We start from the raw sequence: 14,760 nt of genomic DNA, 5'->3' as shown, positions 1-14,760 counted from the left end.
AAACCACTTATCCAGTTAGGACAAGTGGCTTCGATTATATAAAATTCATTTGTCGAATAATATATCGTCATGCTTCCGCCACTTCCCTACGCTAGTGTTAACCAGATCAGGTTCAAAGGGTCCGAATACTCGTCTCAGCCAAAGGCTCCCCTAGTGTTGATGTTGATTATGAAATTAGAACTACCTCCAAAGCATAACACATCCTGTTTTATTTTTACAGGTGTTTTTCAAAATCGTAGCAGATCCATTAAAAACGATGCTAGATATGGCCAACGTTATTGTTATGGGCATTAGAAATATGCTTTTATACTCTTCCTACCTGTCTATTTTAAGATAGAAAGCGCTTCCGTTTTTAGTGGATTCCGTACTTTCTTATTTTTAACGAAAAAATCCGCAAAAAACAGTTGACCTATCGTCTTTTTAGTTGTATTATTGTCGTCAATCAGATTTTTCTGAAAATTACACATTTAAAAACTTTTTTGTGGACAGAATAAGCGATATCGTATACTATAACAATAAGCGAATATGTTTAAAAACGCGGACGGGAAAAAAGGATCAGGATCATGTATGCTGCAGAGAGCCAAGACAGGTGGAAACTTGGCCATACACCTTATCTGACTACTCATCCCTGAGTGCTATGCTGAACGGTTCTCCCATTAAGTATAGCCAGGTATTACACAGTACCTGTTATCCAATCAAAGCTATTTGATTTTGTAAATAGCTTTATGAGGCAATGTTTGTGAGAATATTGCAAATCAGGGTGGTACCGTGAAAAGAAAGGCCTTTTCACCCTTGATCTCTGCTACACTAGTGGCGGAAATCAAGGGTGAGATGGCCTTTTTTAGTGTAAGGAAAAGACAATAGCCATACTTTTCTTTGTACCATAAACATCTTCTAATACCAATAAATCAAGGTGATTGTTGATAATTATTAATAGGAGGGATTAACGTGGAAAACACACAAAAGCAAGCAAATGAAGCTGTAGAACCAAAAGAACCCAGGATTGGTGCTGATTTGCTAGTCGATGCCTTGATTAACGAAGACGTTGACACGCTATTTGGTTATCCCGGCGGTGCAGCATTACCAATCTTTGACGCATTATATAGAGCACAAGATGCCTTTGATCAAATCTTAGCTCGACATGAGCAAGGATCCATTCATGCAGCCGAGGGCTATGCCAGGGTATCAGGTAAGCCAGGAATTGTGGTAGCCACCTCTGGACCTGGTGCAACGAATTTAGTAACAGGAATTGCCGACGCAATGATTGACTCATTGCCATTAATTGTGATTACTGGCCAAGTTGCCAAAGGTGTGATTGGCAGTGACGCCTTCCAAGAGGTTGATGTCATGGGGGTTACTACACCAATTACTAAACACAATTATCAAGTAAATGATGTGAAAGATATCCCTCGTGTTGTTAAAGAGGCCTTTCATATCGCAACTACTGGTCGTCCTGGTCCTGTATTGATCGATATCCCGAAAGACGTCTCAGCCGAAATTATCAGTGATGATTTTCAAGCTAAAGTAGAGATTGATTTACCTGGATATCAGCCAACATTCAAGCCAAATCCGTTACAAACCAAAAAATTAGCGGAGGCGATCGGAAAAGCAGAGAAACCAGTATTATTAACTGGTGCTGGTATCTTAATGGCGCAAGCCTCCAAAGAGGTACAGGAATTTGCAGAAAAGTACTCACTTCCGGTTACCTCTACCTTATTGGGCTTAGGAGCATTTCCTGGCGATCATCCGCTATTTATGGGAATGGCCGGTATGCATGGCACATACGCTGCCAATACGGCCTTGTATGAATGTGATCTACTTATTAACATTGGTGCCAGGTTCGATGACCGCTTAACTGGTAAATTATCATCGTTTGCACCGAAAGCTACCGTGGCTCATGTCGACATTGACCCTGCTGAGATTGGCAAAAATGTTCCAACAGCCATACCTATCGTTGGTGACGCCAAAGAGGCATTGAAACGATTGTTGTCTCATGATATTAGCCAACCGAATCACGATGAATGGCTCGTTCGTATCCATGAAAACAAAGAAAATTACCCATTATGGTTTAACACACCGGATAAGGAAATGATCGGCCAATGGGTGATCAAACAAGTATACGAAGCCACGAATGGCAATGCGATTGTGACAACAGACGTTGGGCAGCATCAAATGTGGGCGGCGCAATACTATACCTTTAATCAGCCAAATAAATGGGTTTCATCTGGTGGTTTAGGTACGATGGGCTTTGGATTTCCTGCTGCTATTGGTGCCCAATTGGCTAATCCCGAAGAAATGGTTGTCTCGATCGTGGGCGATGGCGGTTTCCAAATGACCTTGCAGGAATTATCGATTTTACAAGAAAAAAGATTACCCGTTAAAATCATTATCGTAAACAATCAAGCACTAGGGATGGTTAGACAATGGCAAGAGAAGTTCCATGGCGAACGTTATTCCCAATCTATCTTTCAAATCCAGCCAGATTTTGTGAAACTAGCCGAGGCTTATGATGTGAGAGGAATCAAGTTAACGACACAAGAAGAATTTATCAATGCTTTACCAGATATTTTTGATTATGATGGACCTGTTCTTGTGGATGCACGGGTATTGCAGCAGGAGAATGTATTCCCTATGATTGCCCCTGGTACAGGACTAGATGAAATGATTGGGGTGAAACCATGAAACGAATTATAACAGCAACGGTTAGAAATCGCAGTGGTGTCTTAAATCGAATTACAGGGCTGTTGCAGCGTCGTCAATTCAATATTGAAAGCATCTCCGTCGGCAGAACAGAAACAGAGGACATGAGCAAGATGACGTTTGTTGTAGATGTGGAAGATTTTCAGAAATTAGAGCAAGTAACCAAGCAATTAAACAAACAAATTGATGTGATAAAAGTATCTGATATTACCGATAAAGCCATTGTTGCACGTGAATTGGCCCTGATTAAAATTGTCAGCAACAGCCAATTACGCGCTGAAATTCAAGGCATCATCGAGCCATTCCGCGCTTCTATTATTGATGTCAGCAAGGATAGTATGTCGATTCAGGTTACAGGTAAGCCAGATAAAATAGAAGCCTTGATTGAATTATTAAGGCCCTATGGCATCAAAGAGCTGGCTCGCACTGGCTTAACCGCCTTTGTTCGCGGCCAACAGCCAAACACCATTGATGGGAATTTTTCTTCCTTATTAGGTTAGGATAGTATAAGAAAAGAAGGCTTTCCCTATTTCATCTAGGGAAAGACCTGTTTTCTTTATTATATAAATAAAAATTTTTGAGAGGATGTAGTATATTTATGACAAAAGTATTGTACAACAATAATATCAACGAAGAGGTATTACAATCGAAGAAAATTGCCATTATCGGATATGGTTCTCAAGGTCATGCACATGCCCTAAACCTTAAAGAAAGCGGCTTTGATGTGGTCGTAGGACTTCGTAAAGGACGTTCTTGGGACAAAGCAGAAGAAGATGGTGTAGAAGTTAAAACCGTTGCAGAAGCATCCAAAGATGCCGATGTCATCATGATTCTTCTTCCAGATGAAAATCAGCCAGCTATCTATAAAGAAGCGATCGAACCTAACCTAGAAGCAGGAAATGCTCTAGTATTCGCTCATGGTTTCAATATTCACTTTAACCAAATCGTACCTCCGTCCGATGTGGATGTATTCCTAGTAGCTCCAAAAGGCCCTGGACATCTTGTACGCAGAACCTATGAAGAAGGCGCTGGTGTCCCTTCCCTTTATGGTGTGTTCCAAGATGCGACTGGTAATGCTGTAGACATCGCACTTGCTTATGCCAAAGGAATCGGTGCAGGTCGTGCTGGTATTCTTGAAACAAGCTTCCAAGAAGAAACAGAAACAGATCTATTCGGTGAGCAAGCCGTACTTTGCGGTGGTACCTCTGAGCTAGTTAAAGCAGGCTTTGAAACACTTGTAGAAGCAGGCTATCAACCAGAAATTGCTTACTTCGAATGTCTGCATGAATTAAAACTAATCGTTGATTTATTATATGAAGGTGGTCTTGAAAACATGCGCCACTCTATCTCTGATACTGCTGAATGGGGCGACTTTATGTCTGGTCCGCGTATCATTGATGAAGGCACCAAAGCACGTATGAAAGAAGTACTTTCTGATATCCAAACAGGTAAGTTTGCCCAAGGGTGGATCCTTGAAAATCAAGCAAACCGTCCTCGTTATGAAGCTATTAAAACAGCAGAATCAAAACTTCAAATTGAAGAGGTAGGTAGAGAACTTCGTGAATTAATGCCATTTGTAAAACAAAAGGCCATTAATAAGAAGGAAGTGGTCTCTAATGACTCCAATTAAGATTTTTGATACGACACTGCGAGATGGTGAGCAATCACCAGGTGTCAACTTAAATCAATTAGAGAAATTAGAGCTGGCTAAACAATTAGAACGCTTTGGAGTAGATATATTGGAAGCAGGATTCCCTGCTTCCTCCAAAGGGGATTTTGAAGCAGTCAAAAAGATTGCGGAAACGGTGAAAGATGTCTCCGTCACTGGTTTAGCGCGTGCGGTAAAATCAGACATCGATGCTTGTCGAGATGCCTTGAAGGACGCCACCAACCCCAGAGTCCACATCTTCATCGCCACCTCCCCTATTCATATGAAATACAAACTAAACAAGACACCAGAAGAAGTGATCGAAACGGCTGTCGAGATGGTGAAATATGGTAAGCAATTCTTTGACCATGTCGAATGGTCAGCAGAGGATGCTTCCCGTTCTGATTTGCCATTCTTAGCAGAAATCATAGAAAAGGTAATTGACGCCGGTGCCACCGTGATTAACCTGCCTGATACCGTTGGTTATACGATGCCTCGTGAGTACGGTGCCATGTTTAAGTATATGAAAGACAACGTACCGAATATTGAGCAAGTAGATTTATCCTGTCATTGCCACAATGATCTGGGAATGGCTTTGGCTAATTCCTTTGCTGCCATCGAAAATGGAGCAACACAAGTCGAAGGTGCCATTAATGGTATCGGTGAGCGCGCAGGTAATGCTGCCCTTGAAGAATTTGCCGTTGCCTTACAAATTCGCAATGATTATTATCCTTTTTATACAAACTTGATATTAAACGAAACCAAACGCACTAGTGACATGGTCAGTAAGTTTACCGGTATGACCGTACCAGGCAATAAAGCCGTCGTCGGTCGTAACGCTTTCGCCCATGAATCTGGTATTCATCAAGACGGTGTGCTCAAGAATGCCGAAACCTATGAAATTATTACCCCTGAATTAGTTGGGATACATTCTAATAATCTAGTACTAGGCAAACACTCAGGTCGCCATGCCTTTACCGATAAAATCAAACAATTAGGCTATCAATTACCAGAAGCAAAACTAAAAGAAGCGTTCAAGGCGTTCAAAAGCTTAACGGATCATAAAAAAGAAGTAACCGATGATGATTTGTTTGCTATACTAACCGATATCCAAACCGACACATCCAATGTCAAACGATATCAGCTGGATCATTTCTTTGTTCAGTATGGTTCCAATCATCAACCAGAGGCAACCATCAGCTTAACGACACCGTCTAGTCAATCCGTTGAAAAAACAACGACAGGTGCTGGAAGTGTGGAGGCATTATACCACACCTTAGACGCTATTTTCGTCGAGGAAACCCACTTAACCGATTTTCAATTGAGTTCAATCGGTCAAGGGCGTGATGCATTAGCAGAAGTGCATGTCAGCTTAACCGTTGACGGACATCACGTGAGTGGTCGCGGCTCTGCACAAGATGTATTAGAAGCTGCCATCTTAGCCTATATTAATGGTGTGAATCGGGCTATTTATCAAAAAAAAGCTAGTTAAATCGCATTTTCTTACAGGAGGTTAAGGCATTGAGTAAACAAATCGTATTGCTTCCCGGGGACGGGATTGGTGCTGAGGTAATCCATGCAGCCCAAGATATCCTTGAAGCAATTGAAAAAAAATTCAATCATTCATTCACATTCTCTTCTTATGATATTGGTGGAATTGCTATCGACAACCATGGCACTCCCCTCCCAGATGAAACGATAGCGGCATGTCAAGCTGCAGATGCGGTTCTATTAGGAGCGGTTGGTGGCCCAAAATGGGATAACAACCCATCTGAACTGAGGCCTGAACGTGGATTATTAGGGATTCGTAAGGCATTAGATTTATATGCCAATCTGCGTCCGGTAAAAGGATTCAAAAAATTATTACATGCCTCCCCATTAAAGGAGTCCATTATTGCCGGAAGTGATTTGTTGATTGTCCGTGAATTAACGGGTGGCTTATACTTTGGAGAACCGAGTGAACGACGCGACAATGGTAATGCAGTTGTCGATTCGTTAACCTATACAAGAAGAGAAATCGAACGCATTGTCGATAAGGCATTCGAAAGTGCGCAACTGCGCAATAAGCACCTTACTTCTGTTGACAAGGCAAATGTGTTAGAATCTAGTAAACTGTGGCGAGAGATTGTCGAAGAGAAAAAGTCAGACTATCCCGACGTAACCGTAGATCATGTCTTAGTCGATGCCGCTGCCATGAAATTGATCACCAGCCCAACTGATTTTGACGTGATCGTGACCGAGAATATGTTTGGTGATATTCTCAGTGATGAAGCTTCTGTATTAACGGGATCGCTTGGTATGCTCCCTTCTGCCAGCTTGGCGGAGGATGGTGTTGGTTTATATGAACCGGCCCATGGCTCGGCACCAGATATCGCTGGCAAAGGTATTGCCAATCCGATTGCAATGGTGCTCTCCGCTGCCTTAATGCTGCGTTATTCATTTAACCTGAATAAGGAAGCAGAGGCGATTGAAACAGCGGTAGAAGCCGTATTAAATCGCAATTACCATACAGCAGATTTGCAAAGTACGGATGGTAAACTCGTAAATACAGCGGAAATGACACGCCTCATTGCAGAGGAAATTCAGGCTTAGTGTCATAAACCAAGAGGGAAAATGTCGGCGTGGTCTATCTTCGGATCGTATCAACGCCGATCTTTTTTCTACTTATCATGATAAAAGAAGGAGTGACAATCGATGAAGACACCAAAGACAGTCATTGAAAAAGTTTGGGAAAAGCACGTGGTCCATCAAGAAGCAGGTAAACCGGACTTGTTATATATTGATTTGCACCTTGTTCATGAGGTGACATCTCCCCAAGCCTTTGAAGGACTAAGGATTAATAATCGTAAGGTACGACGTCCAGACCTTACCTTTGCGACGATGGATCATAACGTACCAACGATCCACCGCAATGTGATCAAAGATGAAGTTTCCAAAACACAAATGGAAACGTTGAAGACAAATTGTGAAGAATTTGGTGTACCATTAGCAGACATTAATCATCCCGACCAAGGGATTGTGCACGTAATCGGGCCAGAACTAGGTTTAACCCAGCCAGGTAAAACGATTGTTTGTGGAGATAGCCACACATCTACTCATGGTGCATTTGGCGCCTTGGCATTTGGCATTGGTACGAGTGAAGTGGAGCACGTATTAGCCACTCAAACGATCTGGCAAGAAAAACCGAAGACCTTAAATGTTAAAATAAATGGCACGCTAGGAACAGGCGTTACTGCCAAAGATTTAATCCTAGCAATTATCGGTAAATTCGGCGTAAAATTTGGTACTGGGTATGTGCTTGAGTACACGGGAGAAGCGATTCGTAACCTATCCATGGAAGGCCGGATGACGATCTGTAATATGTCGATTGAAGCTGGAGCACGTGCTGGTTTAATCAGTCCTGACGATACTACAATCGAATTCTTACGTGGTAAACGATATGTTCCAGAAGGAGAGGCATTCGAAGCATTAGCCGAAGAATGGAAGGCACTAGCAACCGATGAAGGTGCTGTCTATGACGAGCAAGTAGAAATAGACGCAGAAGAAATCGAACCACAAGTAACCTGGGGCACGAATCCAGGCATGTGTATTCCGGTTAGTGCTAATGTTCCTGTTCCAGAAGACGCAACAAATGACAATGACCGTGATGAAATCCAACGCGCCTTAGAATATATGGGACTAGAAGGCGGCGAACCGATTGCTTCTGTTAACATTGAGCATGTCTTTATCGGTTCTTGTACGAACTCGCGATTAGCTGACTTACAACGGGCATCGGAAATTATCAAAGGACACATTGTCCATCCTGATGTGCAGGCCATTGTAGTACCTGGCTCCCATAGCGTCAAGGCACAGGCAGAAGAGCTTGGATTGGATCAAATTTTCAAAGAGGCAGGTTTTGAATGGCGTGATGCTGGCTGCAGTATGTGTCTTGCCATGAATGATGATGTCGTACCAGAAGGCGAGCGCTGTGCCTCTACTTCCAACCGTAACTTTGAAGGTCGTCAAGGCACAGGTGCACGTACACACTTAGTCAGCCCAGAAATGGCCGCAGCCGCTGCGATCAAGGGCCACTTTACCGATGTACGTCATTTAGGCGTTGCTACACCAAGCTAATCGACAAGGAGGAATGAGACATGGAACCAATTCGTAAACATGAAGGGCTTGTATACCCGTTAAACCGGGCAAATGTTGACACCGATCAAATTATTCCAAAACAGTTTCTCAAACGAATCTCTCGTCAAGGTTTCGGTCAATTTGTTTTTTATAATTGGCGCTTTGATTCCAAAGGAGAATTACGAGAAGACTTTTCATTAAATCAACCAAAATATAAAGGCACCTCCATCTTGGTAGCTGGCGAGAATTTCGGCTGCGGCTCCTCACGTGAGCACGCACCGTGGGCATTGCAGGATTATGGCTTCCGGGTAATCATTGCCCCAAGCTTTGCCGATATTTTCTATAACAATTGTACGAAAAACGGGATCTTGCCCGTCAAGCTAACAGAGAATGAAGTACAGACCTTAATCCAAAAGGCCGAATCCGAATCCTACCATCTTACCGTAGACTTGGAAGAAAAGAAAGTCTTCGATAACGAAGGATTTGAGGCAAGCTTTGATTTGGATAACTATAAACGAGAAATGCTTTTAAACGGATGGGACGAAATTGCTGTAACCTTAACCAATGAAGACCGCATTGCTGCATTTGAGCAAGCGCGCGGTTAAAAGAATAGCCCTCAGGCTCTTGGAAACGAGAGTCTGGGGGTATTTGCTTTTTTGTGAGAAGCTTTTCTCCCCTTTTGTTTTGAAAAGAAATAGATACTTGTTACCCCATTTTGAAATGGTAAACGCAATCACAAAAAGAAAAAATCAAACTACCGTAACACGAATTAATATAAGTCAATCCATAGGTTAAAATAAACGAGCTAAATATACCCGAAGGAGCTTTACATATGGATATTCGAGTACAAACATCCTGTATCATCATTAAAAATAATTGTATTGCTACAATAAAAAAGAATGATCCGAAATATAAAACGTATAATAAATATATCCCACCAGGTGGACATGTAGATACATTCGAAAAAATAGAAAATGCTTGTATTAGAGAGGTAGTTACGATCTAATGAACCTGAAAAGCAGACTTCTCACTGGATAAGTATAGATGATATTCCATCTCATAAAGATATCCCTGATTATCACAAAGCTTTGCTAAAAGTTATTTTAAATGAAAAAAATTGCAAAAGCTACTATAGAGTGGGTTCCCCTTAATGATGAGTTAAAATGGGCTATAGAATCTTCATAAGCAGCTGTAGACTTGATGGACAAACTTTGAGCAATATGTTTTAGGAAATCAAAGTTAATAATCAACTATAGCACTTGACTACAGGCATACCAAACTATATTATGACATACCTGTCTATTCTATCTTTGAGTTATAAATTATGTTATTACTTCATATTCTTCCACTGAATGAACCAACTTATGGTAGACGCTTTTTTTTGCTGTTAATTCATCGTGGTTTCCTTCTTCTACTACTAAACCATTCTCTAGTACAATTATATAATCTGCATTTTTTACGTTATTTGCTTCACCAAAATGTATTACTTATCATGCTAATTTACTTCGTTGCCAACCAAATCGTCCAACGATCTTTTTCTATAATATCATTATCATGAATTTTTTTATCCAAATAATGAACAAGCTCTTTTAATTCAGCATCACTGAGTTCGTGTAAAATACTTCTTCCTGTTCTTGATAGCAAGTCTTCTAACAGTTGTTGCTTACTCTGGTATTTTTTCCTTACCTCCCATATCTTGAATTCTTCTATTTTTTTAAAACCAACTTTTTTCAAATTATATTTTACGGTCTCACTTTTATATCTTCTATTCGCTTCCTTTTGGGATAACTTTGGGAAACATGAAAAAAAGTAACCTCTTATATGAGTATTACTTCCTTTTAATACACAATCCTCAGGAGTTCGATCTTGTATAAAAACAAGACCATTCTTTTTTAAAACTCTATAAACTTCCATAAAAAGTTGTTCCAGGTCATTGACATGATGAATCAATGCTCTCTCTAGTACAATATCGTACTCATTACTCTTTAGTCCCGTATTAAAAGCATTTCCGTTAATAAAATTGATATGATTATATTCTTTGCAATTTTCTATAGCATCTTTTAAAAGAGTTTTTGAATAATCAACTCCTGTTATACTTTTAAAACCTAGTTTTGAGAGCCCTTTACAGTAAATACCACCTCCACATCCAATATCTAATGCTTTATTACGTTTACTAGAAGGAATTAAATCTCTCATGAAGTTTATCCATGTATCATCCACCCCTCTAGCAGAATAACTGTGTCTATTTTCTTGATTGTGAAAATCAATTCCCATTTTATAAAACACCTTTCATCATTGAAATCTTATTATTCAATTGATTGTAAGATTCATTAATATTCCTCGCTAAATTCTACAATCCAATATTCGATTTCACTCCCATGTATTGACCAGCATGAGGAAAATCAGATAAAGCTAAATTCGTAAATCTTGTGCTAAATCCATATTGTTCTAACTCGCTAATCGGTACCATTTTCACATCCGATATAGGGTTTGCATCGTACTCATTAGAAGGAAGGGTTATCGAGCCACCAACTTTGCTCAGGAGAAATGTTATGTGTAGTAAAGGTGAAGTGGCTTCAAGAAAATCACATACATATAACAATTTAATGACTTGAGCTTCTATCCCTGTTTCTTCTTTCCATTCTCTTTTAACACCTTCTTCTAACGTTTCCCCTTCTTCCAAACGCCCACCTGGAAGTGACCAATTTCTTTTTGTGGAAACATTTTGTCTTACTATAAGTATTTTATCATCTTCAACTAAAATCCCCGTAACCCGTACCTGAAATAAATGATCATGCATGTATTTAACACCCCTTCAATATTTTACATAAAGCTTATTATACAATGAAAAGTAATCGGTTACAACATTATCATGGGGATTTTTGAGTAAATAACAGTAGTAATTAGCCAGCTCATTTATATAAAAGATTCGTCGATTGAATTGCTGAATGAAACGACTACAAAATAGCATATCTTCCTTAATCCTATGATAAACGAGGGGTTTAGCAGATAGAGGAAGCTTCCCTGTGTTACACACGGGAATATGAACAGTCATTGCATTTGTTCGGTTTCTAAATAATTGATACTATATAAAAGTTCGTCTGATTTCTGTACGAACTTTCGTAAGCAAAGAATATGTGAAAATGTATACAAAAGGAGATGATGATGTGCGTTCTGATATTTCATCAGATCAAAATCAAACCCAAAGCTCTAGTGATGACTATTCATTGGGCAGAGTCCCTGTCCACAAAAGAAACATGGGCTGGTTAAGTATTACTAATATTACTTTTGGCATTGCCACGGCAATATTTTATTTTCAAATGGGAAGTGTGATGGCCCTGCAATTTGGCGCAATTAATGCCATTATCTCTGCTGTATATGCTATCGTAGTAGCTGGTATCCTCGGAACATTCATTGCGTATCTATCAGCAAAATCTGGTACGAACGTCAACTTATTATCAAGAGGCGGCGGTTTTGGTTATATTGGTGCGTCCTTGACTTCCTTGATTTATGCCACCAATTTTATTATGTATTGCGCACTTGAGGGACTTATTCTAGTTGCTGCTGTACATGAATTCTTCCCTGTTATCCCGGAGTGGGCTTTGATTCTTTTCTTTGGAACTCTTGTTATTCCGTTAAATTGGTTTGGCATTAAGCAATTGGATAAATTGCAGAAATGGTCATTGCCATTGTTTTTTATATTTTTATTAACTGCCATTATTGTAGCTGCAATGAAACCATCTCTTTATGAGGGCGAATTTTGGACATATATGCCAGAAAATGTGCAGGTTGGAGGCACAGCCTTGCTGCTTTGTATTGGAATGCAACATGGCATTATGGGTCTAACCCCCCTGCTGGCTTCCGATTATGCCCGTTTCCTTAAACCAAAGGATCGTAAAATTGGTATATTTGCTATTGGATTTATCCCGCAAATTTTCTGTTTCGGGGTTATGGGCGGCCTTGGCATTTGGTTCGGTGTTCGTTTAGGAGAGCCCAATCCGGGTGTATATATTGTTACACTTCTTGGCGTTTGGGGCGCATTATTCACCATGATTACCCAAGTAAGAATTAACGTGACAAATATCTATAGCGGCTCCCTGTCCTTATCTAATTTTTTTGAAAATATTTTTCATTTTAAACCGGGCAGACGTTTTTGGGTGGTGGTAACAGGTGTATCTGCAATCATCTTAATGCTCGCCAACATTGTAAACCATCTGGATACCGTATTGACATTCCAAGGAGTTTTCCTATTATCCTGGGCAGCTATTCTTGTGACGGATGCTGTTTTTGTGAAGCGTATGTTAAAAATTGGTCCTGGATATTATGAGGTGAGACAAGAAAATCTGCATAAATGGAATCCAGTGGGTGTTGTTTCGCTGATCATTGCTAGTGGTCTCGGAACCGTGGCTGCGTTAGGATTTATGGGGGAATTTCTGCAAAGCACAGCAGCATTTTTCGCCGCCATACTGGCCTCGGTTTTAACCGTTGTTATCGCCGGTACGACCAAAGGAAAATATTATCTTAAAAAAGAAACTGATGATATTGAAAGAGAAGACTATATTACTTGACGTGTTAAACCTTCTACATGAATTTGTAGAGGGTTTTTCCTTTTGTGGATAGAGTTACTTTATATTTTTCATCCTATTTATTTTCCAACGATAAGTAATCGGGTTTGGATTTGGCTTATTTATAGGATAACGTCTTCCACTCATCCTCTAAAATACTCATTTCTAAAAGATTCCAATATTCTCCCCCTATCTTACGGCATTCCCTTAATAGTCCTTCTTTTTTAAATCCAACTTTTTCGTAACAATGAATAGCCGATTGGTTAAAATCAAATACACCAAGGCTCACTCTATGCAACTTCCATTCTTCAAACGCAATAGGAAGAAGTTCGTTTACCATTACCTCTCCCATTCCTTTTCCGCGGGAAGCTTTATCACCAATTAATACGTTAGCTATTCGAGCTGATCTATTTTTTCTATCCACTTTATTTAATGAAATATGCCCAATCATTTTCCTTGTTACAGAATCCTTTGCTTTATAAATATACGTTTCGGAATCATGTAGATTGGCATGTTTGATGTAATCATGAAGTTGATCCTTGGTCAAAGGAAATACAAATTGGGGACCTCCCCATTGAAGAAGAAATTCTGCTGAAGGTATCCAATCCATCAAATCCTTAAAATCTTTCTCTTCGAAATATTCAAGTTGGATCATTTTCTAGTTCCATTCCTTTCATAGTTGGCTCATCGCATGGAGTCGTAACTTGTTTAACTTCCAAAAACACCCCTTCTTCTGATTATCCCCTGGTAAATAACTGCGGTCTACGAGTGGAGAATTCCATTTTCCTTTTCAATCTTTTAAGACAGTCCGAAGTGCTGGAAAGTATGGATCGAGTGCTATGATCAATGCCATATCCTCCATGTTTAGGAAACTAACATAAATACAAAAATTTAAACACTAACATATATTTCTTTAAATAATATCATTTCTTCGATATCATTTGGATGCATTATGGTGATCCAATTTTTTATTCCTTTAGAATGATATCCTAGTGAAAGCCAAGAGCACTCCACTAGGATATTAATTATTAACAAAAAAGTATTCTCTCTACCAATCATCCTGCCCTATCAATAATCACTATTACTCGCTCCACCATTCACAATCGCTACACTGGCACTAGCGCCAATTCGGCTTGCTCCTGCTTCCAAGAGGGCGTCTGCTTTTTCACGATCCCGGACACCGCCTGAAGCCTTCACACCAATGTCTGGTCCTACTGTTTTTCGCATTAAGCGAATATCTTCTACGGTAGCGCCTCCTGTCGAAAAGCCTGTTGAGGTTTTGACATAGTCAGCGTCAGTCGCAACAGCCAGTTCACAGGCAGCTACCTTTTCTTGATCAGTGAGCAGACATGTTTCGATAATCACTTTGACTAAGGCCTTCTCCCCTGCTGCTTGCACTACGGACTCGATATCTCGCTGTACCAAGGTATGGTTGCCATCCTTTAGGGCAGCGATGTTGATGACCATATCCACTTCTGTAGCGCCTTTTTCGATAGCATATTTGGTTTCAAAGGCCTTGACGGCAGGTGTGGTGGCTCCTAATGGGAAACCAATCACCGTACATACAGCCACATCTGATCCTTTTAATAATGCAACCGCTGTCTCTACCCAGGTTGGATTCACACATACGGAGAAAAAGCTATGTTCTCTCGCCTCTTGACATAAGGTTTCTATCTGTTCTTTCGTCGTATCTGGCTTTAATGCCGTATGATCTATCTTATTTGCTAGTGTCAT

General features: G+C 40.2%; 13 protein-coding genes and 1 riboswitch. Of the genes, 9 read left to right on the top strand and 4 right to left on the bottom strand.

From position 1 onward, the window contains the following. Window positions 1-66: 66 nt before the first annotated feature. Window positions 67-162: riboswitch (TPP riboswitch) on the bottom strand. Between the two features lie 786 nt (window positions 163-948). The 8 genes from ilvB to E0E32_RS22240 all read left to right on the top strand — a co-directional run bounded on the left by ilvB (window position 949) and on the right by E0E32_RS22240 (window position 9,467). Continuing rightward, window positions 949-2,682: a biosynthetic-type acetolactate synthase large subunit gene (gene ilvB, locus E0E32_RS11060; RefSeq protein ID WP_130859782.1), complete on the top strand. Its 1,734-nt coding sequence runs from the start codon at window positions 949-951 to the stop codon at window positions 2,680-2,682. Continuing rightward, window positions 2,679-3,200 (top strand): acetolactate synthase small subunit, encoded by a 522-nt coding sequence (gene ilvN / locus E0E32_RS11055; RefSeq protein ID WP_066192712.1) that lies wholly within the window; start codon window positions 2,679-2,681, stop codon window positions 3,198-3,200. Before ilvB ends, ilvN begins: the two co-directional genes overlap by 4 nt. A gap of 98 nt (window positions 3,201-3,298) precedes the next feature. Further along, window positions 3,299-4,330, top strand: coding sequence for a ketol-acid reductoisomerase (gene ilvC / locus E0E32_RS11050; protein WP_066192710.1), 1,032 nt, complete (start codon window positions 3,299-3,301; stop codon window positions 4,328-4,330). Further along, complete coding sequence (locus E0E32_RS11045) at window positions 4,317-5,840, top strand: 2-isopropylmalate synthase (RefSeq protein WP_130859781.1); 1,524 nt, start codon at window positions 4,317-4,319, stop codon at window positions 5,838-5,840. The genes ilvC and E0E32_RS11045 overlap by 14 nt, the downstream gene beginning before the upstream one ends. Window positions 5,841-5,869: 29 nt before the next feature. Continuing rightward, complete coding sequence (gene leuB, locus E0E32_RS11040; protein ID WP_066192706.1) at window positions 5,870-6,940, top strand: 3-isopropylmalate dehydrogenase; 1,071 nt, start codon at window positions 5,870-5,872, stop codon at window positions 6,938-6,940. Between the two features lie 102 nt (window positions 6,941-7,042). Continuing rightward, complete coding sequence (gene leuC / locus E0E32_RS11035) at window positions 7,043-8,461, top strand: 3-isopropylmalate dehydratase large subunit (RefSeq protein WP_066192704.1); 1,419 nt, start codon at window positions 7,043-7,045, stop codon at window positions 8,459-8,461. A gap of 20 nt (window positions 8,462-8,481) precedes the next feature. Beyond that, window positions 8,482-9,066 (top strand): 3-isopropylmalate dehydratase small subunit, encoded by a 585-nt coding sequence (gene leuD / locus E0E32_RS11030; RefSeq protein WP_066192702.1) that lies wholly within the window; start codon window positions 8,482-8,484, stop codon window positions 9,064-9,066. A 227-nt stretch (window positions 9,067-9,293) separates the two neighbouring features. Beyond that, a complete protein-coding gene (locus tag E0E32_RS22240; protein ID WP_161485713.1) occupies window positions 9,294-9,467 on the top strand; it encodes an NUDIX hydrolase in 174 nt (57 codons plus the stop codon). A 494-nt stretch (window positions 9,468-9,961) separates the two neighbouring features. Here E0E32_RS22240 and E0E32_RS11025 read toward each other — a convergent pair whose 3' ends face one another. After that, window positions 9,962-10,735, bottom strand: coding sequence for a class I SAM-dependent methyltransferase (locus E0E32_RS11025; protein WP_066192700.1), 774 nt, complete (start codon window positions 10,733-10,735; stop codon window positions 9,962-9,964). A gap of 76 nt (window positions 10,736-10,811) precedes the next feature. Further along, window positions 10,812-11,261: an NUDIX domain-containing protein gene (locus tag E0E32_RS11020; RefSeq protein ID WP_130859780.1), complete on the bottom strand. Its 450-nt coding sequence runs from the start codon at window positions 11,259-11,261 to the stop codon at window positions 10,812-10,814. A gap of 343 nt (window positions 11,262-11,604) precedes the next feature. Here E0E32_RS11020 and E0E32_RS11015 point away from each other — a divergent pair, with 343 nt between their 5' ends. Next, entirely contained in the window at window positions 11,605-13,029 is a 1,425-nt protein-coding gene (locus tag E0E32_RS11015; protein WP_207302292.1) for a purine-cytosine permease family protein, read from the top strand. A 115-nt stretch (window positions 13,030-13,144) separates the two neighbouring features. Here the strand turns inward: E0E32_RS11015 and E0E32_RS11010 are convergent, their stop codons facing one another. Together E0E32_RS11010 and deoC are read right to left on the bottom strand one after the other, a co-directional pair. Further along, entirely contained in the window at window positions 13,145-13,681 is a 537-nt protein-coding gene (locus tag E0E32_RS11010; RefSeq protein WP_130859778.1) for a GNAT family N-acetyltransferase, read from the bottom strand. A gap of 413 nt (window positions 13,682-14,094) precedes the next feature. Then, window positions 14,095-14,760, bottom strand: coding sequence for a deoxyribose-phosphate aldolase (gene deoC / locus E0E32_RS11005; RefSeq protein ID WP_130859777.1), 666 nt, complete (start codon window positions 14,758-14,760; stop codon window positions 14,095-14,097).

The sequence above is a fragment of the Gracilibacillus phocaeensis genome (genome assembly GCF_900626275.1).
Lineage (GTDB): Bacteria > Bacillota > Bacilli > Bacillales > Amphibacillaceae > Gracilibacillus > Gracilibacillus timonensis.
This window is presented reverse-complemented; position numbering and strand designations above follow the sequence as displayed.